The sequence below is a fragment of the Amycolatopsis coloradensis genome (genome assembly GCF_037997115.1).
Taxonomy (GTDB): domain Bacteria; phylum Actinomycetota; class Actinomycetes; order Mycobacteriales; family Pseudonocardiaceae; genus Amycolatopsis; species Amycolatopsis coloradensis_A.
The window spans coordinates 8,521,974-8,542,680 of record NZ_CP150484.1 but is presented as its reverse complement, the minus strand read 5'-3'; the positions used below and the strand labels follow the sequence as shown (position 1 = coordinate 8,542,680).

Here is a 20,707-nt window from a genome sequence, read left to right as displayed (position 1 = left end):
CTGGTTGCCCATGGCGATGGTGCCGCGCTCGTAGGTTTCGGTGCCGTCGACCTCGTCCGGGAATTTGTAGCCCGGCCCGCCCTTCTCGGCTTCGTAGATGTCGCCGCACTGAAGGACACCGAGGCGCGACGAGTTCGTCAGGCGCCAGCACTGGCTGTGGTCGTAGAAGCGCTGCAGGGCCAGGCTCGCCAGGTTGTGGACGGCGCACGGGGCGGCGCCGGCGCGGTTCAGCCGGACGGTCACCGGGCCGTAGTTGAAGCGGAAGGTGACGTCGACGGTGCCGCGGGTGAACGCGAAGGGGAGCGGGCGCAGCACCGGGCGGGCCGCGGGGTTCTCCGGCGTCGGCGTGAACTCGCAGCGCACGATCGGCACCGAAGACGCGGGCGCTGCGGTGGCGATGCCCGGCAGCAGGACGGCGGCGAGAGCGGAAACGACAGCGGTGACACCCCAGCGCAGCTTCATGAGGGGGAACCTAACCCAAAAGGGTGGTCGTCGGGTAGCGCTTCACGCGGGGGCGCTGGACCTGCTGCGGTCCACGCGCTCGTGAGTAGCGGTCTGGCTGCGGGGTCGATCCGTGAAGGCCTCCTTGCCTACCCTGAAGGTAGTGAAGGAGGCCTTCACTACCTCGGTGATCGCCACAACCCACCCAGGTGCATCAGCAGTCGCAGAGGCGGCGCGTGAAGCCCTCGGCTCGGCCGAGGAAACTCGACCCCCTAGTACATGAAGGCCCCCTTCCTTGCGCCTGACGCAAGGAAGGGGGCCTTCATGTACTTCGGGCGGGTGAGGGTGGCGGTGAGTCATCGGTCCAGGTGGTCGTGACCGCCGATTCGGGTTAGAACACGAATCGCCACTCACGACCCACGCGACCGGGGAAGCAAGGGACCTTTGCTGCCGCGCGGATCAGGCGGCGGGATCGTCGGGAATGGCGGAAATGTCCTGCCCGCCGCCCCGCAGCAGCCGCGGCCGCGCGTCGGCCTCCGGGAAGACCCATTTCTTGAACGACCACCAGCGGAACGCCGTGCCGAGCAGGGTGCCGATGATCACGCCGCTGACGAAGTCGGCGATCTCCTGGGCCAGCAGTCCGACGTAGGGCTGCTCCAGCTTGAACACGTACCGCGAAACCAGTTGTGGAAGCGCGTTGAGACCGAGCGCGATCGCGCTGAGCAGGAAGAAGAGCGCGGCTTCGTGGGCTCGCTCACGCCCGCCGCGGGAGCGAAAGGACCATTCACGATTCGCGACGTACGAGAAAACGGTCGCGACCAGGACGCCGATGATCAGCGCGGTCACCGGTTTGTCGGTCAGCACGGTGAACTTGAGCCCGTAGGTGATCGTCATCGTGATGACGAAGCTCGCGCCGCCGACCAAGACGAACCGCAGCAGTTCGCGATGCTTCCCCCGCATGCGCGCGACGCTACTGGAAAATGCGGTCGATCACTCCGTTGGGCCGTGTGGTCGGCTTGGACTTCCCGGGCTTCGGCGGAGCGCTGGTGGTTGTCGTCGTGGTCGTCCCCGGCTGGGACGGCTCCTGCTTCGCAGGCTCCGAAGGCGTCACGGACGGCGAAGGCTTCTTCGACGGAACAGGCCACCCTGGCCGTCCAGGCTTCGTCGTGTCGATGCTGGCCGGAGGCTTCGAAGTGACCGAAGGCAGCGAAGGCACCGTCGTCGGCGGAAGCAGTGCGTTGTCGTCACACCAGTGGTGCCAGCAGCCGAAATAAACCTCGGCCGGCTTCGCCTTGGCAGTGCCGAGGGTGGCGTTCACCGTCACCGGGACATGGGCAGGCGGACGGCCCTTCAACTGGACCAACAGGCTCGCCCGACGCCCCGGAGCCAGCGAACCACGCGAAGTGCACGACGCACCTTCGCCGGTCGGAGTGCATCGGATGCCGGAGAAGCTCGACGAGTAGAGGATGCGGTGGTCGAGAGTGATCGTCACCGGCTTCGTCGACTCACCGGTGTTCGTGACGTGGATGTACAACCGCGGGTTGTGGTTCCAGGGGAGCGCGGACAGCCAGTCGCTCGTGGCCGTCAGGGTGAGGTCGTCCCGTGGCGGCGCCGGCACCTTGACCTGTACCTCGACCCGCACCGCGATCTGCGCGCCCGCCGTGACCGAACCGGTCACCACGCTGCCGTCCTTGGCCGTTTCGTCGGCGAGCAGCCGGAAGGTCAGCACCGCGGACTGTCCCGGTTCGAGACCGGTACCGGTGCGGCAGGTCACCGTGCCGGTACCGCCGGGGCAGCTCACCGCGATCGTGGCGGGTGCCTGCTGACGGAAGCCGTTGGCGCCCATCGCGCCGCCGCCGGAGGCGGGAATGGCCCGCACACCCTCCGGCAGATTCAGGGAAACCGCCACGGGCTCGGACTTCGATCCACCGTCGTTGCGCACGGTGATCGGCAGGTTGGCCGGTACACCGGGCTTGAGCTGGACACCACCGGGTGGGGTCGACGCCGTCATCGCCGGAAGCGCCGGGCTCGTCGGCGAAGGCGCGGGTGTGGGAGCCGGGGCAGGCGCCGGGGCCGGGGCCGGGGCTGGGGCCGGCGGTGGCACCTGCTGAGCGGGCGGCACCGGCTGCTGCGCCGGCGGCGGGGCGGCAGGCGGCGCCGGGGGTGGGTCGGCCGGTTTGGGAGCGGGTGCCACGGCGGGCGGTGGGACCGCCGCGGCGGCCGGGATCTCCTGTGTGCCGCCACCGGCGGCGAGCGCCACCGCGACGGCGGCCACGATGGCCGCACTCGATCCGGCCACGCCCGCGAATTGGCGCGGTCCGGCCGCGGCGGCACCGGCGGCCCCGCCCGAAGTCGAACCCGTGGCGGCGGCAGTCGCGGCCGCGGTGACCGCGCTCGCCTTGCCTGCGCCGGTCGTCGCCAGGTAACCGAGAGCCGCGCCACCGAGCACGATCGGCGCGATGATCCCGCGCAGACCGGTGTTGACGTCGGCCAGTTCCGCGGCCAGCGCGCGGCATTTCTCGCATTCGTCCAGGTGGTTCTCCACCTGGGTCCGTTCGCGTTTGGACAACCCGTCCCGGGTCCACGCGCCGAGCTTGTCCGCGCTCGCGCGGCAGCGTTCGGCGGAGTTCTCGGCCAGGTGGACCTGCAGATATGCCTGCCGCAGTCCTTCACGGGCGCGGTAGGCGAGCGCAGAGACACCGTTCGCGGTCAGGCCCAGCAGCGGCGCGACCTCGGCGGGCGTCTGCCCCTCGATCTCGGTGTGCCACAACACCGCCTGCCACCGCTCGGGCAGCCGGGCGAACGCCTTCGCGGCGAGCGTGCGCTCGAGCCCGGCGACGGCGGTGTCGGAGAAAGGGACAGTCAGCGCTTCGCCGACGGCGCCGCCGACGTCGGACATGTCCTCGTTCAAGTCGACGCGTTTGTCCTTGCGCGTCTTGTCGTAGGCGGTGTGCCGGAGCGCGGTCAGCAGGTACGCGCGGAACGCGGCGTCGGGGCCTTTGCCGCCGCGCAGCGTGTCCAGCACCTTCGCGAAGGCTTCCGAAACGAGGTCGTCGGCTTCGGAACTCGAGCGCGCGAGCTGGCGGGCGAGGTTGTGCGCCGCGCCGGCGTGGCGCTCGTAAAGGGTTCCGTAAGACGCGATCTTCCCGTCACGAACCTCGGCGATCAGCTCGGCGTCACTCTTACCGGAGAGATCGGCGGGAACGGTGGACACGGGGCTCCTTCATCTGCTGGTTCGGCGGGTCTACTGTCTTAAACGCCCGAACCCGCTCAGTGTGACGGACTGGGCGACGCACGTCACCTCGCGGCCCCGTCGATGACCCGGAGAGCGCAACACCTTCACCCGCCCCGGGTTGATTTCGAGCCGCGCGCGCAGCGCGTCCGTTGAGGGTGGTGGCGGGGGCATGGATGGAGAGTTCGGAAAGATCCTTGAAAAACGCCGTCACGCACGGCGTGGACGGGCGTCCCCACCGTGAAGCGATCGCAAGATCGAAAAGATCGGAACGGAAAGGGGCGGTGGGCAGTGGACGTACCGGCCACCGGTGCGCCGTCCGGGGGATCCGACGGGCAAGCCGCCTGGAACCGGTTCGAACGAGATCGCACGCTCCGCGCACTGCGGGCCCGCTGGCGGACGGCCAGCCTGGCCGCGGGCTGGCGTTTCCCCAGCGACTGGGGCCTGCCCGAGGTCGACGCCGTCTGCGCGGCGGTGATCAAGAACGGCCGGGTCGCTCCCGCGGAAGTGGCGGAGACCGCACTCGCTGGGCTGGGCCGGGCACGGGCCGCAGCGGGCGCGGGACTGGCCGAGACGCTCGCGGACCTCGCGGCGTTGCACGCCGTGCTCGCCGACCCGGACGCGGTGGACGGTTTCCTCGCGCCGGATGTCGACTCCACGCCCTCCCGGCTACTCCGGGTGACGGCGCTGGCATGGGCGGACGTCGCGACCGATCAGCTGGTGAACACCGAGGTCACCGAACCCCTCACCGGCCTGCCCACCGCCGCGTACCTGAGGACCCGGTTGAGTGAGCTGTACCGCCAGGCCCGCCGTGACGAGCGGCCGGTCGCGGAGGCGCACACGCTGCTCGTGGTCTCGATGGACTTCAGCTCGGTCGCGGGCTGGCCCCGGCTGACCGGGATGATCCTGGTCGCGGACGCGCTCAAGCAGGTGTTCGACGGCGGGGAGAGCGTCGCCTCGATCGGGCCGTCCGTCGCGGGCGCTCTCGTACCGAAGGACGTGCGGCTCGCTTCGTCCGGCGTCGCGCTGCGAAGGGCGCTCAACGAGCGGCTTTCCGTGGACGCCCAGTTGCGTGACACCGGCCGCCCGCAGATTTCGGCGGTCCGTCTCCCGGCGACCTACGAACTCGCGTGCGATCTCCTCGGCACCCTCGCGCGTTCCTGACGCGGGGTAGCGTAAGACGTTCTCCAGGTCACGGCCGACCCTGTCGACCAGGGACGACCCGGTTCATGATTTCCTGTTCGCGTGACCCGGACTGTTCCCGCCGACGCCAACGGCGACGTTTCGGCGAGCCGCCCGCAGCATCGACTGTCGCTGCGGAAGTCGCTCGCCCGCTTGTCCGTCCGGCCGAGATCGATCCTGATCCTGTCCGTGATCCCGCTGGTCGCGATCGGTTTCGGTATCTGGGGCTGGCAGCACGAATGGGTGCTGGGCGTGGACAGCGCGGTCTACCGCGCCGGTGCCGAGACGCTGTTGAACGGTGACCCGCTGTACGACGCGAACACCCTTCCGGTGGAACCGTGGTGGGCGCTGCTGCCGTTCACCTACCCGCCGACCGCCGCGCTACTGTTCATCCCGCTCGCGATCGTCCCGACGCAGGTCGCCTGGGGGCTCCTGACCGCGGTCTCGCTGCTCGCGCTGGCGCTGTGCGTCCGGATCGCCATCGGCGCGCTGCCGAAGCCCTCGACCGACGGCCCCCGCTGGTGGGCCTCGCCCGCCCGGTCGACGATCGCGTTCTTCCTGGTCTTCCTCGGCCTGGAGCCGGTGTGGCGCACGATCTTCCTCGGCCAGATCAACATCATCCTGATGGCGCTGGTGATGCTCGACATTCTGGTCATCGGGGCAAGGGGCAGCCGCTGGGGCGGCGTGCTCGTCGGCGTCGCGGCCGCGGTCAAGCTCACCCCGATCGTGTTCCTGGGGCATCTGTTCATCACCGGCCGCCGGATGGACGCCGTCCGCGGGCTCGTCACCTTCGTCGTGATGCAGGGCCTGATGTTCCTGATCATCCCGCACGACGCGGCCCGGTACTGGACCTACACCCTGCCCGACACCGGCCGCATCGGCCCGGTGCACTGGGCCGGCAACCAGTCGCTGAACGCGCTGATGAACCGCTTCACCGAGCTCGCGCCCTGGGCGTCGAAAGCGGCGATGGGGATCGGCGCGCTGCTCGCGATCCCGGCGATCTGGCTGGTGCTGCGCTTCCATCGCAAGGGCCAGGCGCTCGCCGCGATGCTGGTGACGGCGTTCTGGATCCTGCTGATCTCGCCGATCTCCTGGACGCATCACTGGGTGTGGGTGGCGCCGCTGGTCGTCCTGCTGGTCTCGCGGCTGCCGAAGACCACGCCCGCCACCGCGTGGAAACGCTGGCTCGGCACCTTCGCGGTGTTCTTCGTCTTCATCAGCTGTGTCCTGCTGATCCTGCCGAACGGCCGCAACGTCGAGCTCCACTGGCAGGTGTGGCAGAACATCCTCGGCAGCGCGTACATCTTCATGCCGCTGGTGCTGGCGCTCGCACTCGCCGGACGCTGGTGGTACCTGCGCCGGAAGCAGGGCACGGGGCACACCGCTGTGGGGATTAACGACGAGCATGCTGAAGTCACGTCCGGCGGCTGAGGCCCGGCTCGTCGGGATCACGCTGGCGGGTGCGCTCGCGCTGGCGATGCTCGCGCTGGGCGTGGTCGCGTGGCTCGGCGAATGGCACCTCGGCGCGGACAGCGCCGTCTACCGGGCCGGCGCTCTCACACTGCTGAAGGGCGAACCGCTCTACACCCGCGAGGCGCTGACGACGCTGCCTCCGTGGGTGCTGCTGCCGTTCACCTACACCCCGGCCGCGGCGCCGCTGTTCCTGCCGCTCGCGATCGTGCCCGCCGGACTGACCTGGGGTGTGGTCGGCGCGCTCTCCGTGGTCTGCCTGAGCGTCGTGATCTCCGTGGTCGCCCGCGCCTGCGGCGCCCCCATCACCCGGTGGTGGGTGTTGCCGCTGGCCACGGCCGGCGCACTGGCGCTGGAGCCGGTTTGGAAGACGATCTTCCTCGGCCAGATCAACCTCATCCTGATGGCACTGATCGTCGTCGACGTCCTCGTGCTTTCGGCGCGCGGTTCGCGCTGGGCCGGGGTGCTGATCGGGATCTCGGCCGCGATCAAGCTGACGCCCCTGATCTTCGTGCCGCATCTGCTGTTCACCGGCCGCTGGAAGGACGCGCTGCGGGCGCTCTGCACGTTCGTCGCGCTCGAAGCCGTGATGTTCGCGGTGATCCCCGGTGACGCCGTCCGGTTCTGGACCGAATCGGCGACCGACCCCAGCCGGGTCGGCTCCGTGCACTGGATCTTCAACCAGTCACTCAACGGCCTGGTGAACCGCGCTTCGGAACTCGCGTCGTGGTCACTGGCGGTGGCCATCGCCATCGCCGCCGTCCTGGCCGTCCCCGCCGTCTGGCTGGTCGTGCGCCTGCACCGCCGCGGCGACCCGGTCGGCGCGCTGCTGGTGACCGCGTTCTACGGGCTGCTGCTTTCGCCGGTGTCCTGGTCACACCACTGGGTGTGGACGGTGCCGTTGCTCGTCCTGCTCGTGCTCCGCCGATCGTGGGTGCCGGCCGCGGGTGTCGCGGTGCTGTTCGCGAGCGGCTTGATCATGTTCGTGCCCAACGGCGGGGAGACCGAGTTCGGCTGGGGCCTCGGCTGGTCGCTGCTCGGGAACGTCTACGTCCTCACGGCTGCGATCGCCATCACAGGCCTGGCCGTGCGCGAGCTGCGACGCGGGTCCGCCCAGGTCGTGGCGGTGGCGGCCAAGTAATCTCTCCGTCGTTATGGACAAACGAACCGGTCTTCCGATCGTGGGCATGGTGGGCGGCGGACAGCTGGCCAGGATGACCCACCAGGCGGCGATCTCCCTCGGCCAGTCCCTGCGCGTGCTGGCCGCCGGGGAGAACGAATCCGCCGGCCTCGTCGCGGGTGAGGTCGTGCACGGGCACCACACCGACCTCGAAGCGCTGCGCTCGTTCGCCGCCGGGGTCGACGTGCTCACCTTCGACCACGAGCACGTCCCCGGCGAGCACCTGCTGACGCTCGCGATGGAAGGCGTCACCATCCGGCCCGACCCGGCCGCGTTGTCGATGGCGCAGAACAAGCTCGTCATGCGCGAGATGATGGCCGGGCTCGAGATCCCCGGCCCCGCCTTCGCCGAAGTGTCCTCGGTGGATGATGTGATCACCTTCGGCGACAAGCACTCCTGGCCGGTGGTGCTCAAAGCGGCGCAGGGCGGCTACGACGGCCGCGGCGTCTGGATGCTCGACACCGCGCAACACGCCCGCGAGACCGTCCCCGAACTGCTCGACGCCGGAACCCCCTTGCTGGTCGAGGAAAAGGTCGTCATGCGGCGCGAACTGTCCGCGCTCGTGGCCCGGTCGCCGTTCGGACAGGGGGCGGCGTGGCCGGTGGTGGAGACCGTGCAGTCCGGCGGGATCAACACCGAGGTGCTCGCGCCGGCGCCGGGGCTGAGCGTCGAGCGCACACAGGAAGCGCAGGACCTGGCGCTGCGGATCGCCGCGACGCTGAACGTGACCGGCCTGCTCGCCGTCGAGCTGTTCGAGACCGACGAAGGCCTGCTGGTCAACGAACTCGCCATGCGCCCGCACAACTCGGGACACTGGACCCAGGACGGTTCGAAGACCTCGCAGTTCGAGCAGCACCTGCGGGCCGTGCTCGACTACCCGCTCGGCGTGACCGACCTGATCGCCCCCGCCTGTGTGATGGCGAACGTCCTCGGCGCCCCCGAGGCTCCGGAGATGGGCCCGGACGAACGGCTGCACCACCTGTTCGCGCGGTACCCGGACGTCCGCGTGCACCTGTACGGCAAGGGCGAGCGTCCCGGCCGCAAACTCGGCCACGTCAACCTCGTCGGCGACCGCATGGAGGAGCTGCGCGACCGCGCGCTGCTCGCCGCGCACTGGCTTTCCCACGCCGTCTGGCTCGACGGCTACGAAATTCACTAGGAGTAGGAAATGGCGCCGCAGGTTGGCCTGATCATGGGCAGCGATTCGGACTGGCCGACGATGGAAGCGGCCGGGCAGGCGCTGGCCGAGTTCGGCGTCGAATACGAAGTCGGGGTCTACTCGGCGCACCGCACTCCGCAGCGGATGCTCGACTACGCGGCTTCGGCCGCTTCGCGCGGTGTGCGCGTGATCATCGCGGGCGCCGGCGGTGCCGCGCACCTGCCGGGCATGGTCGCGTCGGCGACGGTGCTGCCGGTGATCGGCGTGCCGGTGCCGCTGAAGTACCTCGACGGCATGGACTCGCTGCTCTCGATCGTGCAGATGCCCGCGGGCGTCCCGGTCGCGACGGTCTCCGTCGGCGGGGCGCGCAACGCAGGCCTGCTCGCGGTGCGCATCCTCGCCGCGTCCGACGAGGAGCTTCAGGCGAAGATGGCGCGGTTCCAGGCGGATCTGGAGCAGCTGGTGCTCGACAAGGACGCCGCACTGCGTAAACGCGTCGAAGGCTGAATCTGCTCCATTTCCTCCGGTTCTTTGGAACCTGCTTGCGGGCTCAGGCCGTCACAGTAAGGTGTCAGGCGGGCACTGCCGGTCAGAACGGTCCGGTGGTGGAGGAGGGAGCACGATGCTTTGCTTTGTGATGCCGTCATGACGGCGACGCAGGATCCGCGAGTGTTTCGCGATCAGGTGCGGGCCATGGAAGCCCGACTCGCTGGGACCGTGCACATCGGACGGTCCGCGGATCAAGCGGTTGCCGCGACGGTGACCGGACGCGGCGAACTCGTCGATCTGCGGATCTCGGACCACGCACTGGACCGCGCACACCCTCAGCTGCTCGGATACAGCATCGTGCAGGCTGTCCACGCCGCGCGTGGCGCCGCCCACTCGGCCGCGGTCCCGGAGCTGGCGGCGGTGATCGGGAAAGAGCCGGCTTCGCCGCCTATGTCGGATTGGGGAGCAGGGAGTTCGGCTCGGCCATCGCCGGCGCCGCCGGTGGAGACGGCCACTGCCGGTCGGAGAGCGCGGGCGCCACGGGACGAAGTGCCCGATGAAGAGAGCTACGACCAAGTCGACTTCCTCTCCGACGAAGACTTCGACGACCGGGGTGATCACAGGTGAACACCCACGACAGGCTGTACCACCTGGCCAAGGAAATCGATACGAGAGTCACCGCGATCGAGCAGGCCGCGAGCAGTGGTCGTGCGGCGACGCTGACGTGGAACATTTCTGCCGGGCTCGGCACGGTCACGGTGGACGGGATGGGCTCGTTGAGGTCGGTCGACTTGAACCCCGACGCCGTGGAAACTCAGACGGAGGCGAGTCTCGCCCGGCACATCCTGCGTGCGATCAATGATGCGGAGCGTGCAGCGCGTATGAGGCGCGACGCAATGGTCGAAGAAGCGGAGAAGGGAGGCTTTCGATGAGCGGCCCGTTCGAGCCGCTCGGCTCCAGTGGCTCCGGCTACGAGGTGTATCCGGAAGCCCTTCGAAGGGCGACCGAAGACGTCTTTCGTGCTGCCGGGCGTATCCGTGATTTCGCGAATGTCGATATCGAAGGACTGCGCCTCAATGTTCATGACGTCGGCATGCTGGGTGAAGAGGCCGGAATCATCGAAGCCTTCAACGGGATGATCGCCGAACTGCAGGCAAAGAGCACTCGTGGCTTCGATCGTTTGATCAAGCTGGGGGACGCCATGGACAAGGCCGCTGACTACTACGACGCGCAGGACGAGGAGTATTACAAGCGCCTCCGCGACCTCGAGAAAGACGGGGAATGATCGTGAGCGAATTACCGGCGTACCCGTTCGCTGCCGACCAGAAAATTCGCGACTTCGCTGGGCTTCCGCTTATCGGCCGTCCTGATGTGTTCCGTATGCTGGACGATATTCGGACGCGGCTTCTCGGTAACGCCGTCGGGATTCAGGAGATCGCTTTCCGGTTTGCGAGCAACGCCGCGATACAGGGTGCACACGATGACATCGGTGACGCGGTGCAGGCGTTGGCGGGGACCTGGACAGGCCGGGCGGCCGACCAGTTCGTCGCGCATGCCGCGAACGTGACCAACGCGCTCAAGTCGGAACAAGAGGCGGTAGCCGGAATTTCCGGAGTGATGGCGGGCATCGCGAACGAGGTGATCAAAACCTATGGTACGGCGATCACCTTCCTCGGTGAATGCGCCGGAGAGCTTGCCAAGATTGATTTAAAGGCGTTGGTGGCAGCTCTGACCTCTATTATTCCTGGAGTGAATCTGCTGACCTTCGCCGACGTCATAGATTCGGTTATCGAGGCGCTTGGTGAGCTCGTGAAAAAGATCAGCTCATTGTTCGACGAGGCACTCAAGACAATCGGTGCTTTCAAGGCCGGCGCCATCAGTCTCGTGCAGATTCAGACTAATTTCGTCGAGGTTCCCGACCTTCGCGAAGGTTCCGGAGTGGACGAGCAAAAGCAATGGAAGGTCGAGCCGGATGCAGTTCCGGAATAACTTGAGGTACGTGTCCGTCGCCGTATTCACGGTGGTCGTGCTCATTGGCGGGTGTGGTCCGGGGAAGCCTGACCCGTTGCTCAAGGAACGGCCGACGCCAGCCAGGGCGGGAGGCGCGATCCCGGTTACGCCGGTCGAGCAGCCCGTTGATCTTGCGTCTTTTCGGGCAGACCCTTGTAGCTCGCTGAAACGTGAGGATATCGCCGCGCTGGTCATCGATCCGCCGGATCGGGTCAAGCCCAGTCGGGCGGATTCTCCTCTGATGGGGTGTGCGTGGGTCATTCGGGACGCGCCGCAGTTACGCGTGCAGATCCCGGCGGTGAAAGAAAAAAGCCTTGCCGGACTGACGGCGCTCAGCGCTGGTAATCAGGGCACATACTCCGGGTGGAGGGAATTGTCGATCGAAGGTCTGCCTGCGGCGCAGTACCATTTGTTCGGCGACATGAAGTCGTGCGCGATGGTGGTCGGTGTATCGGACGACGCGGCTCTCGAGTTCGACTACATGTATCCCGAGGGGGTTGATTCGCAGTATTGGGGCGCTGATCGGTGTGCAGGTGTGCTCAAGGCCGCGGAACTGGTGATCGGCAACCTCCGCGGCCGTTGACATTCTGCGAGTGCTGGAAGGAAAACATGTGCGATCTTTGTTCTTGGGTATCTGTATCTTGCTGGCATCGCTTGTTGTGGGTTGTGGATTCGGTAAGGTCCTCGACGCGCCGCCGGTGCGTGCTCTGACGGGGCCTGCGATCCCCGCCGCGCCGGTGCGGGACCCACTGCCCTTGGATTCCTTCACCGTGGACCCTTGTGGCGTTCTCGGTCGTGCCGAAGTCGCCGCGCTGATCGCTGATCCGCCGGACAAGGTGAAAGCGGAGCGGTACTCCGTCGGATACGACCGCGCCTGCAAGTGGGACCAGTTCCGCGCGGGCTCGTTGACAGTTGGGATCCCCCGGGCGGCCACGGGCAGTCTTGAGGAACGAGTGGACCAGCACAAGCGGGATCCGTCGAAGTTTTCCCACTGGCGGGAGTTGTCGATCAGCGGTCTTCCTGCGGTCGAACAGGTCGGGAACCCGCCGACCTTCGAATACAACGGTTCCACGCTCAAAGCCTGCACTGTCGAGGTCGGAGTCACGGACACCGAACTGCTGGAGTTTAGATACTCCCAGGTCAACGAAGCCAAGTCGCAGTACTGGGGCGACGACCGGTGTGCGGTGGCGCTCAAGGCCGCGGAGCTGGTGATCGGAAATCTCCGCGGCCGCTGAGCGTCACTCGGCGAGTTGCTTCCGCAGTTCCCGTTTGAGCACCTTCCCGGCGGCCGACACCGGGATCTGGTCGACGAAGTGGATCGCGCGCAGCCGCTTGTACGGCAGGACGCGGGCGCCGACGGCCTCCAGGAGTTGCTCGGCGGTGACGTTCTCGTCGCTGCGCACCACGAACGCGACCGGTAGCTCACCGACCTCGGTGTCCGGTTTGCCGACGACGGCCGCCGCGGCGACGCCGGGCAGGGTGATCAGCAGCTCTTCGAGTTCGCGCGGGAAGACGTTGTATCCCTTGTACAGCAGCATGTCCTTTTTGCGGTCCACAATGGACAGATAACCGTCCTCGTCGAGGGTGCCGATGTCGCCGGTGTGCAGCCAGCCGTCGACGAGCGCGGCCGCGGTCTCTTCGGGGCGGTTGCGATAGCCGGTCATCACCTGTGGGCCGCGCAGGCACACCTCGCCGCTTTCCCCGGCGGGCAACGGATCTTCGCCGCCTTCGGTCGGGACGATCTTGATCTCGGTGTCGGGCAGCGGAAGGCCGACCGAACCCACCTTCCGGGTGGCGGAGCGATACGACGGCGCGATGACGGAGCCCATGGTGACCTCGGTGAGGCCGTATCCCTCGGTGATGATCACTCCGGGGAAGCGTTTCTGCAGGGCGCGGATCATCTCGTGGTTCATCGGCGCCGCGCCGGAACCGATGGTCAGTACCGAAGACAGGTCGGCTGTGTGAAACTCGGGGCAGGCGAGCAAGGCGGCGAACAACGCCGGTGCCCCGCCGATCGTGGTGACCCGCAGCAGTTCGGCGTCGGCCACGTACGCGGCCGGGTCGAAGCGGTCGTGCAGGACGACGGTGCCGCCGTCGAGCAGCGGGACGTTGAGCGCGGCGATGGTGCCCATGGCGTGGAACCACGGCGTCAGGTTGAGGGCGACGCCGGTGCCGATCCGCGACGGCCATTCGTCCGGACCGCCGAGCTGCTCGACGATCACCTCTCCTGACGCGTCGAGGGCCGGGACCGCGCCCAGCCGCCAGCAAGAACTCTGAAGGCTGTTGACCACGACGTTCCGGTGCGGCAGGCACACGCCCTTCGAGCGTCCGGTGGTGCCGCCGGTGTACGCCAGATGGGCGAGATCGCGGTAGATGTCGATCTCGACGTCCGGCCGTTCGTCGGAGTGAGCGGAGGAGAACTCGGTGAACTCGACTTCTCCCTCCCCCAATGCCTCGGGCGGGTGAACGACGATGCTCAGCCGGACCGATGTCCGGTCACGGACCGAAGCGAGCACCCGGGCGACGGGGCCGACGGTGACGGCGGCGACCGCTCCGGCGTCGGCCAGCTGGAAGGCGAGGTCGTCCGGCGGGAGCAGCGGGTTCGCCGGGCTGAAGGTGGCCCCGGCGAGCAGTGTCCCGTAGTACGCGACCGGGTACGCCAGGCAGTTCGGCAGGTGGAGCGCGACGACGTCGCCTCGCCCGACGCTCTCGGCGCGCAGGGCGTTCGCGAAGCGGCAGGCCGCGCTGTACGTCTCGGCGAAGGTGAGGCTCTGGTCTCCGTGGGCGAAGGCCGTGCGGGCGCCCCAGCGGGCAGCGGCGCCGGCGAGCACCGAGCCGACCGGGACCTCGGGATAATCGAGCGACCGGGGGAACGGGGTGAGCTCCATCACTCGAACGTACGGACTTTGCGGTCAAAGACACAAGCGCTCGCGATGTCGCACGATGTGAACGAGCGCTAACATCGGTCAAACTCCCAAACGCGGTTAGAAGAGGTGACGAAGGTGTCTGACGGCCCGGGTCTGTACCAGCTTGCCGAAGAGCACGAGGAGCTGCGGGCCGCGGTGCGGGCCCTCGCGGAGAAGGAGATCGAGCCCTACGCGGCCGCGGTCGACGAGGACGAGCGCTACCCGATCGAGGCGTACAACGCGCTGGTCAAATCGGGTTTCAACGCCGTCCACATCGACGAGGCCTACGACGGCCAGGGCGCGGACGCCATCGCCGCCTGCATCGTGATCGAAGAGGTCGCGCGTGTCGACGCGTCGGCGTCGTTGATCCCGGCGGTGAACAAGCTGGGCACGGTGCCGATCATTCTTTCGGCGTCGGAAGACCTCAAGAAGCTGGTACTGCCCTCGATCGCCTCCGGTGAAGCGTCGGCGTCGTACGCGCTTTCGGAGCGCGAAGCCGGCTCGGACACCGCGTCGATGCGCACCCGCGCGAAGCTCGACGGCGACCACTGGGTGCTGAACGGCACCAAGTGCTGGATCACCAACGCGGGTGAATCGTCCTGGTACACCGTGATGGCGGTGACCGACCCGAACGCCGAAAAGAAGGCCAACGGCATCTCCGCGTTCGTCGTGCACAAGGACGACCCCGGCTTCACCGTCGGCTCGAAGGAGCGGAAGCTCGGCATCAAGGGCTCGCCGACCCGCGAGATCCACTTCGAGAACTGCACCATCCCGGCCGACCGCATCATCGGCGAGCCCGGCACCGGCCTGAAGACCGCGCTGCGCACCCTCGACCACACCCGCCCGACCATCGGCGCGCAGGCGCTGGGCATCGCACAGGGCGCGCTCGACGCGTCGATCGCCTACGTCAAGGAGCGCAAGCAGTTCGGCAAGTCGATCTCGGAGTTCCAGGGCGTCCAGTTCATGCTGGCCGACATGGGCATCAAGATCGAGGCCGCCCGGAACCTCGTCTACGCCTCCGCCGCGGCGACCGAGCGTGGCGACAAGCGCGGCGGCTACATGGCCGCGGCCGCGAAGGCGTACGCGTCGGACATCGCGATGTCGGTGACGACGGACGCCGTGCAGCTCTTCGGTGGCGCGGGCTACACGCGCGACTTCCCGGTGGAGCGCATGATGCGCGACGCGAAGATCACCCAGATCTACGAAGGCACCAACCAGATCCAGCGCATGGTCATGGCGCGCGCCCTGCTCAAGGGCTGATTCGTTCCCGCGTGAAGGCCTCCTTCCCTCGGCTCAGCCGAAGGAAGGAGGCCTTCACGNCGCGTGAAGGCCTCCTTCCCTCGGCTCAGCCGAAGGAAGGAGGCCTTCACGCGCTTCGGGGCTCGCATTCAGGTGACGAAATGCGCAGGTGAGATCGCCCCTCGGTGAGATGCTTCACGGAAGTACGGCGTTCATGGACCGCCGGTGTCACTCTCGAAGGATGTTCTGGTTCGCACCGGTGTCGTGGACACCGCACGACGAGGCCGAGCTGATCGCCGGCTGGCGGTTGTGGCTCGAACTCGGGGATCGCACGTGGCCGACGGCCGCGTGGGACGGGACGGCGGCCGACGTCGTCAAGCCGCTGCGGGAGCTGGTCGCGGCCTGCGACGAGATCGAGACGGGCTACCGCGAGGCCGTCGACGAGCCGTCGGAGGGGTTCATCCGGATCATCCAGTTCCTCGTGTGGACCGTCAGCACGGTGATCGAGCTGTGGGCCGACGACGAGGTCCCGCTCGATGCCGAGCGGATAGCGTTGCTGCACGCCGATCTGGCCGGCTTCGCGGAGCAGGCCGAGCGCGTGCTCGAGGTGCTGGCCGTCAGTGGCGGCTGGACGGGTCTGGCCGCGAAGCATCGGCGGACGGGTCGCTGAGCGACTCCGGTTTCTCGGCCCACGCGAACCGTGAGCCCGCCAGGTGCTCGGTCAGCGGGCGGTCCAGCGAGAGCAGGGTCACCGGGGTGCCGAACGGGTCTTCGCCGGGTGCGATCTCGTAGCCGACCTCGATGACGGACTCTTCCTTTTCGTTGGATTCGACGTCGTGACGGGTGACACCGTTGTCGATCGACCACGTGCCCTCGAGGGTGCGATGGAACTTCAAGACCAGTTCGCCAGCGGTCGCCCAGGTGAAGCGGGACACCGCGAACTCGGTGCTCCAGCTCGACCAGTAGAGCCATCCGGAGCCGTCGCGGCGGAACACCAGGTCCACGGACTCGACGCTGCCGGGATGCAGGATTTCATCCGACCACAGGCCGGCCAGCCGTTCGTCCGTCACGGACGAGAGTCTGCCGCACGGGAAGCAACGTCCGGTCGGCCCCGCTTCCTGTCGGGTACCTGTCGATCACGCTCCGAAGGTGCCATCGGAGCCGCCCGGTGCCCTACCGTGATCCGAGTAAGTTGAATATTCACCGACCAGAAAGCTGATACCCGATGTTCGCTCGTTTCAAGGATGTCGCCCTCCTGCTCGGCCGGATCGGTGTCGGTGTGGTCTTCCTCGCACACGGCCTGCAGAAGTGGGAAAACGGGATCGACGGCACCGCGAAGTTCTTCGAGCAGACCGGAATCCCGCTGCCGACGCTCGCGGCGATCTTCGCGATCGCGGTGGAGATCGTGGGCGCGATCTTGTTCATCGTCGGTTTCCTGACGCCGCTGGTCGGCCTCGGCTTCGTCGTGGTCTCAGTCGGTGCTCTGCTCTCGGTGCACCTCGACAACGGCCTCACCGGCCAGGGCGGTTACGAACTCGTCCTCGTCCTGGCGGTCGCCGGGCTCGCGCTCGGCTTCAACGCCGGCAAGCTGTCGCTCGACCACGCGCTTTTCGGGCGCAAGCGTGAGGCGAAGCAGCTCCAGGACGCCTGACCCAAACGCTATGCAAGGTCCTTTCCTTGCGAATCCTGCAAGGAAAGGACCTTTCATGGCATTTCAGGAGGGAAGATCCGCCGTCGTCCGCTCGGCTTCGCGCCGGGAAGCGAGTTTGGCCGGATCCGCGTCGGTGACCTGGACCAGATGCGCACCCGCCGCCAGCGGTGTCAGGAACCCCGCGAGAATCCCTTCCTCACCCACCCAGTCCACAGTGGACAGAACGCGATCCTCGGCTGACAGGCCCGCGGCGGAAGCGCGGGAGCGGGCTTCCGCGAGCACCTCGTCTACAGTGGACGATCCGAGCGCCGGAGTGTCGCCGGGCACGGGGAACAGCGGGCTGAACTGGTCACCCGAAAGCCGGGCTTCGGTCAGGTAGTCCAGTGCCCCGTCCGGCACGGAACCGGCTGGCAGCCCGAGACCCATCGGGTGCAGCGAGACGACGGCCGTGGCGGTCGCGCCGGACGCCCCGCCCGGCGCGACGAACGCCACCCGCGCGCCCGCGGTCTCCGTCACCACCTTGGCGCCGCACCACCACGCGCCCAGCAGGACACCGGCGGTCTGCCAATGCGACGGCAGCACCACGGCGACCTCGTCCCCGGGTTCGACGTCGAACTCGTCGACCAGCCAGTTCGCCGTCTTGGCCGCCCAGTTCACCGTGGTCGCCACGGACAGTTCGACCCGGCTGCCCTGCTTGTCGTCGTAGTGCGTGATCAGCGGTTTCGCGGGCGACCCGAGTACGGGCCGCAGCAGCAATTCGGTGAGGCTCACGCCACGACGTTAGTTCACGCAGGGAACGCTCGACGCGGCGAGCACCGGAGCCGCGCCGGGAGCGCCGCCACCGCCGCCCCTGCCCGCCAGACCGGAGACGAAGCTCCGCACGGCGGCCGGGTCGATCTCGACGATGCTCTGGCCGTCCGCGCTGCGGCCGTTGATGTTCACCACCGGGATGGTCGTGAACGTCAGGTCGCCCGACGCGATCCCCTTCGCCTGCTGTGCGAACTCCAGCAGGTCCAGTCCTTCGTCCAGGACGATCGAGCGGCGCACGACGTCCATCAGGCCCGCCATCGTCGACGGGCTGGTCAGCGTCCCCGCCGAAAGCACCTGATTCAGCGCCGAGGACAGGAACGTCTGCTGCCGCACGATGCGGTCGAGGTCGCCGCGCGGCAGGTTCTTCCGCTGCCGCACGAAGGAAAGCGCCTCGCCGCCCGACACGGTCTGTTCGCCGCGCCGGAAGTTCGCGCCGGAGTCCTTGTCCTCGGTCGCGTGATTCAGGCAGACCTTGACGCCGCCCAGCGCCTCGGTCAGGAGGTAGAACCCGAGCAGGTTGACCTCGGCGTAGTGGTCGATGCGGATCTGCGTCAGTTCCTGAACGGTCTGGACCAGTGCCTTGCGGCCTTCCTGGTCGGAATCACGTTCGAGTTTCGCCTGATCGGTTTCACCCCGATGGGCGTTCGCGTAGTTGGTCTTCGCGACGCCGTACGCCGAATTGATCTTGTTCGGTCCGCGGCCGGGGATCTCGGTCCAGGTGTCGCGCGGGATCGAGACGCCGGACGGCTTCCCGCCGTTCTTCGGAATGCGCAGGATGATGATGGTGTCGGTGTTGACGCCGGCCTTCTCCTCGGTGCGCAGCTGCTTGAGCACGCGGAGTGGCAGCGGGTTGCCCTGCGCGTCGGTCCGCGCGTCGCTGCCGACCAGGAGGATGTCGGTCGCGCCGTCGTCGGCGGGCGGCGCGGCGGGATCGTCGGCCTTGCTCAGGGCGTTCGTCGTGGGGACGTTGTTCTGCAGCTGGTCCTTGGTGACGTACGCGTAGCCCGTCGTACCGAGGGCGAGAAGGGACACGAGGCCGAGCGCGATCCGCCGGGTGATCCGGCCGGCGCGGCGCAGCGGGCGCTCGGGCACGTCGAGCACACCCGAACTCGGTTCGTCTTCGTTCTCGGTAGGGGCCGACGGCTGAGGGAGTGGCGGATTCCGCGGGTACGGCGTCGGGACGAGCTTTTCGTCACTCTCGGTGTCCGAATTGCCGCCCTCTTCGGTCTTCGGTTCTTCGGCGTCCAAGTGCTCAGAACGTTCGTTGACGCTCTTGTCTTCGTCGCTCATCCCTGATCACCTCCCCTGGTGCTGTAGCCGGTCCGATCGTAGGAGAAGGCTAAGCCACCGTGAGGGCGGCCACGCTGAGTACCCGGAATTAATTGACGCAGGGCACATTGCCCGCGACGATCGGCTTCGAGGTGGGCGCCGCCGGAGCACTGGAGGGCGGCTGAGCCGGCTTCGAGGGCGCCGAGGTCTTCGCCGGCGGCGTGGCCGCGCCGGTGGACGCGCCCTTGAAGTCCTTGCCGAGCAGCACCCGCACCTTGCCGGGCGCGACGTCACGGTCCGCCTCGGCCTGCACCGCGGTGCCGAAGACCTGCTTGATCAGGTCCAGCGCGGCGTCGTCACCCGGCGCGTGCCGGATGACCGTCGAGTTCCGGGTGCTGAGCTTGGTGTCGGCAGCGAGTTTGAAACCCTTGCCCTGCAACAGATTCCGGGTCTCGGTGGCCACCGTGGGCGAGCCTGTCCCGTCGAAGAGCTCGACGGTCACCGCTTCCGCGCCCGGCAGGGTGGCCGGGGTCTCGGACGGCGCCGCCTCCCCATCGGCGGTCAGGCGGGCGACCTCGGCCTGCACCTGAGCCGGGTCCACGCGGAGCACGGCGGCCCCGCCGATGGTCGCGTCGCCCTGGGTCGGGATCGTGTGGAACTCGACGTTGCCGCTGGTCAGCCCGCGCATCTGCGCGGCGAACTCCGGCAGATCCCAGCCCGCCGACAGCACGACCGACTTCTTCACCGCGCCGATCAGGTCCGAGATCTTCGCCGGGTTGAGCAGGACGTCCGAGGAGAGGACCTTGTTCGCCAGCCCGGACAGGAAGGCCTGCTGCCGCGCGATCCGGTCGAGGTCGCCGTTCTGCAGGTCGTACCGCTGACGGACGAACGCGAGCGCCTGGACCCCTTCGACGGTCGACTTCCCGGCGGGCAGGTCCACGCCGGACTTCTTCTCCTTGACCGCGTTGTTGAGGCAGACCTCGACGCCGCCGATCGCCTTGGTGATCTCGTAGAAGCTCGACAGGTTCACCTCGGCGTACCGGTCGATCATCTTCGGCTTGCCGATGAACTTCTCCAGCGTCGCGATCAGGTTCTTGCGACCGGCGTCCTTGGCCTTGGCGTCGACGTCCTTGAGGTCGGTGTTGCCCTGCTGCTGCAGCGTCTTCGACGTGTCGTTGTAGGCGTACACGTACGCGCTGTTGAGCTTGTGCTTGCCGAAACCGCCGGTGATCTCGACCCACGAGTCGCGGGGGAAGGAGATCGCGACCGCCTTCTTGCCGTTCTGGGGGATGTGCACCAGGATCATCGTGTCGGTCTGGCGCTCGCCGTCCGAAACACCGGCGTGCAGCATGTCGAGGACCTCTCGCGGCAGCGGGTTACCCTGCGCGTCGGTGCGGCTGTCCTGGCCGACGAGCAGGATGTCGATCGCGCCGTCCAGCGGTTTCGCCGGCGGGTGACCGTCGTCCTCGAAGATGTTCGTGGTCGCGAAGCCCTGCGACAGGTCGCCGATGGACTGCCAGCCCCACCAGGTCAGCGTCAGGATCGTGATCGAGACCAGGCTGAACACGACCTTCACGCCACGGCGAGCGAACACCACGACGCCGCCACGGCGCGCCGGAATGGGTGGCCCGGGCCACTCGGTCACGTGCGGTCCTCCACGAATCTCCCC

22 protein-coding genes are annotated in these 20,707 nt (G+C 67.9%); 14 read left to right on the top strand and 8 right to left on the bottom strand.

Annotated features, from left to right (window positions below; genetic code table 11):
• From LCL61_RS39890 to LCL61_RS39880, 3 genes are all read right to left on the bottom strand, one after another.
• Positions 1–462 (bottom strand): peptidylprolyl isomerase (locus LCL61_RS39890; protein WP_340684522.1); only part of this gene is annotated, 462 nt, incomplete at its 3' end.
• A gap of 438 nt (positions 463–900) precedes the next feature.
• On the bottom strand, positions 901–1,401 hold the full coding sequence (locus LCL61_RS39885) for a GtrA family protein (RefSeq protein WP_340684521.1): 501 nt from the start codon (positions 1,399–1,401) through the stop codon (positions 901–903).
• Between the two features lie 10 nt (positions 1,402–1,411).
• Complete coding sequence (locus LCL61_RS39880) at positions 1,412–3,655, bottom strand: sigma-70 family RNA polymerase sigma factor (RefSeq protein ID WP_340684520.1); 2,244 nt, start codon at positions 3,653–3,655, stop codon at positions 1,412–1,414.
• Positions 3,656–3,964: 309 nt separating this feature from the next.
• Between LCL61_RS39880 and LCL61_RS39875 the strand changes: the two genes are divergently transcribed.
• From LCL61_RS39875 to LCL61_RS39825, 11 genes are all read left to right on the top strand, one after another.
• A complete protein-coding gene (locus tag LCL61_RS39875; RefSeq protein ID WP_340684519.1) occupies positions 3,965–4,837 on the top strand; it encodes a GGDEF domain-containing protein in 873 nt (290 codons plus the stop codon).
• Between the two features lie 81 nt (positions 4,838–4,918).
• Complete coding sequence (locus LCL61_RS39870; protein WP_340684518.1) at positions 4,919–6,286, top strand: glycosyltransferase 87 family protein; 1,368 nt, start codon at positions 4,919–4,921, stop codon at positions 6,284–6,286.
• Complete coding sequence (locus LCL61_RS39865) at positions 6,261–7,466, top strand: glycosyltransferase 87 family protein (RefSeq protein ID WP_340684517.1); 1,206 nt, start codon at positions 6,261–6,263, stop codon at positions 7,464–7,466. Before LCL61_RS39870 ends, LCL61_RS39865 begins: the two co-directional genes overlap by 26 nt.
• A 13-nt stretch (positions 7,467–7,479) precedes the next feature.
• The gene (locus LCL61_RS39860; protein ID WP_340684516.1) at positions 7,480–8,664 is read left to right on the top strand and encodes a 5-(carboxyamino)imidazole ribonucleotide synthase; all 1,185 of its coding nucleotides are present in this window, start codon (positions 7,480–7,482) and stop codon (positions 8,662–8,664) included.
• Between the two features lie 9 nt (positions 8,665–8,673).
• A complete protein-coding gene (gene purE, locus LCL61_RS39855) occupies positions 8,674–9,171 on the top strand; it encodes a 5-(carboxyamino)imidazole ribonucleotide mutase (RefSeq protein WP_340684515.1) in 498 nt (165 codons plus the stop codon).
• A 138-nt stretch (positions 9,172–9,309) separates the two neighbouring features.
• Complete coding sequence (locus LCL61_RS39850) at positions 9,310–9,780, top strand: YbaB/EbfC family nucleoid-associated protein (protein ID WP_340684514.1); 471 nt, start codon at positions 9,310–9,312, stop codon at positions 9,778–9,780.
• Positions 9,777–10,085, top strand: coding sequence for a YbaB/EbfC family nucleoid-associated protein (locus LCL61_RS39845; protein ID WP_340684513.1), 309 nt, complete (start codon positions 9,777–9,779; stop codon positions 10,083–10,085). Before LCL61_RS39850 ends, LCL61_RS39845 begins: the two co-directional genes overlap by 4 nt.
• Positions 10,082–10,438: a hypothetical protein gene (locus tag LCL61_RS39840; RefSeq protein ID WP_340684512.1), complete on the top strand. Its 357-nt coding sequence runs from the start codon at positions 10,082–10,084 to the stop codon at positions 10,436–10,438. Before LCL61_RS39845 ends, LCL61_RS39840 begins: the two co-directional genes overlap by 4 nt.
• 2 nt (positions 10,439–10,440) lie before the next feature.
• Positions 10,441–11,142, top strand: coding sequence for a hypothetical protein (locus LCL61_RS39835; RefSeq protein ID WP_340684511.1), 702 nt, complete (start codon positions 10,441–10,443; stop codon positions 11,140–11,142).
• A gap of 10 nt (positions 11,143–11,152) precedes the next feature.
• Positions 11,153–11,746: a DUF3558 domain-containing protein gene (locus LCL61_RS39830; RefSeq protein WP_340684510.1), complete on the top strand. Its 594-nt coding sequence runs from the start codon at positions 11,153–11,155 to the stop codon at positions 11,744–11,746.
• A 10-nt stretch (positions 11,747–11,756) separates the two neighbouring features.
• Positions 11,757–12,398: a DUF3558 domain-containing protein gene (locus LCL61_RS39825; protein WP_340684509.1), complete on the top strand. Its 642-nt coding sequence runs from the start codon at positions 11,757–11,759 to the stop codon at positions 12,396–12,398.
• Between the two features lie 3 nt (positions 12,399–12,401).
• Here LCL61_RS39825 and LCL61_RS39820 read toward each other — a convergent pair whose 3' ends face one another.
• A complete protein-coding gene (locus LCL61_RS39820) occupies positions 12,402–14,051 on the bottom strand; it encodes a class I adenylate-forming enzyme family protein (protein WP_340684508.1) in 1,650 nt (549 codons plus the stop codon).
• 105 nt (positions 14,052–14,156) lie between these two features.
• Between LCL61_RS39820 and LCL61_RS39815 the strand changes: the two genes are divergently transcribed.
• Together LCL61_RS39815 and LCL61_RS39810 are read left to right on the top strand one after the other, a co-directional pair.
• A complete protein-coding gene (locus tag LCL61_RS39815) occupies positions 14,157–15,329 on the top strand; it encodes an acyl-CoA dehydrogenase family protein (protein ID WP_340684507.1) in 1,173 nt (390 codons plus the stop codon).
• 220 nt (positions 15,330–15,549) lie between these two features.
• A complete protein-coding gene (locus LCL61_RS39810) occupies positions 15,550–15,978 on the top strand; it encodes a hypothetical protein (protein WP_340684506.1) in 429 nt (142 codons plus the stop codon).
• On the opposite strand, the gene LCL61_RS39805 is transcribed toward LCL61_RS39810, so the two are convergent.
• Positions 15,926–16,378, bottom strand: coding sequence for a hypothetical protein (locus LCL61_RS39805; protein WP_340684505.1), 453 nt, complete (start codon positions 16,376–16,378; stop codon positions 15,926–15,928). The two genes, LCL61_RS39810 and LCL61_RS39805, sit on opposite strands and share 53 nt — an antisense overlap.
• A 155-nt stretch (positions 16,379–16,533) precedes the next feature.
• On the opposite strand from LCL61_RS39805, the gene LCL61_RS39800 reads away from it, so the two are divergent.
• Positions 16,534–16,959 (top strand): DoxX family protein, encoded by a 426-nt coding sequence (locus tag LCL61_RS39800; protein ID WP_007031884.1) that lies wholly within the window; start codon positions 16,534–16,536, stop codon positions 16,957–16,959.
• 63 nt (positions 16,960–17,022) lie between these two features.
• On the opposite strand, the gene LCL61_RS39795 is transcribed toward LCL61_RS39800, so the two are convergent.
• From LCL61_RS39795 to LCL61_RS39785, 3 genes are all read right to left on the bottom strand, one after another.
• Positions 17,023–17,730: a TIGR03089 family protein gene (locus LCL61_RS39795; protein ID WP_340684504.1), complete on the bottom strand. Its 708-nt coding sequence runs from the start codon at positions 17,728–17,730 to the stop codon at positions 17,023–17,025.
• A gap of 9 nt (positions 17,731–17,739) precedes the next feature.
• Positions 17,740–19,059, bottom strand: a complete 1,320-nt coding sequence (locus tag LCL61_RS39790) for an LCP family protein (protein WP_340684503.1) — start codon at positions 19,057–19,059, stop codon at positions 17,740–17,742.
• 88 nt (positions 19,060–19,147) lie between these two features.
• Positions 19,148–20,683 (bottom strand): LCP family protein, encoded by a 1,536-nt coding sequence (locus LCL61_RS39785; RefSeq protein ID WP_340684502.1) that lies wholly within the window; start codon positions 20,681–20,683, stop codon positions 19,148–19,150.
• Positions 20,684–20,707 lie beyond the last annotated feature (24 nt).

Excerpts from the sequence above, each read along its gene's own strand:
- LCL61_RS39800 (WP_007031884.1), top strand. The coding sequence starts at position 16,534 with ATGTTCGCTCGTTTCAAGGATGTCGCCCTCCTGCTCGGCCGGATCGGT.
- LCL61_RS39790 (WP_340684503.1), bottom strand. The coding sequence starts at position 19,059 with ATGAGCGACGAAGACAAGAGCGTCAACGAACGTTCTGAGCACTTGGAC.
- LCL61_RS39810 (WP_340684506.1), top strand. The coding sequence starts at position 15,550 with ATGTTCTGGTTCGCACCGGTGTCGTGGACACCGCACGACGAGGCCGAG.
- LCL61_RS39860 (WP_340684516.1), top strand. The coding sequence starts at position 7,480 with ATGGACAAACGAACCGGTCTTCCGATCGTGGGCATGGTGGGCGGCGGA.
- LCL61_RS39840 (WP_340684512.1), top strand. The coding sequence starts at position 10,082 with ATGAGCGGCCCGTTCGAGCCGCTCGGCTCCAGTGGCTCCGGCTACGAG.
- LCL61_RS39820 (WP_340684508.1), bottom strand. The coding sequence starts at position 14,051 with ATGGAGCTCACCCCGTTCCCCCGGTCGCTCGATTATCCCGAGGTCCCG.
- purE (WP_340684515.1), top strand. The coding sequence starts at position 8,674 with ATGGCGCCGCAGGTTGGCCTGATCATGGGCAGCGATTCGGACTGGCCG.
- LCL61_RS39885 (WP_340684521.1), bottom strand. The coding sequence starts at position 1,401 with ATGCGGGGGAAGCATCGCGAACTGCTGCGGTTCGTCTTGGTCGGCGGC.
- LCL61_RS39865 (WP_340684517.1), top strand. The coding sequence starts at position 6,261 with ATGCTGAAGTCACGTCCGGCGGCTGAGGCCCGGCTCGTCGGGATCACG.
- LCL61_RS39850 (WP_340684514.1), top strand. The coding sequence starts at position 9,310 with ATGACGGCGACGCAGGATCCGCGAGTGTTTCGCGATCAGGTGCGGGCC.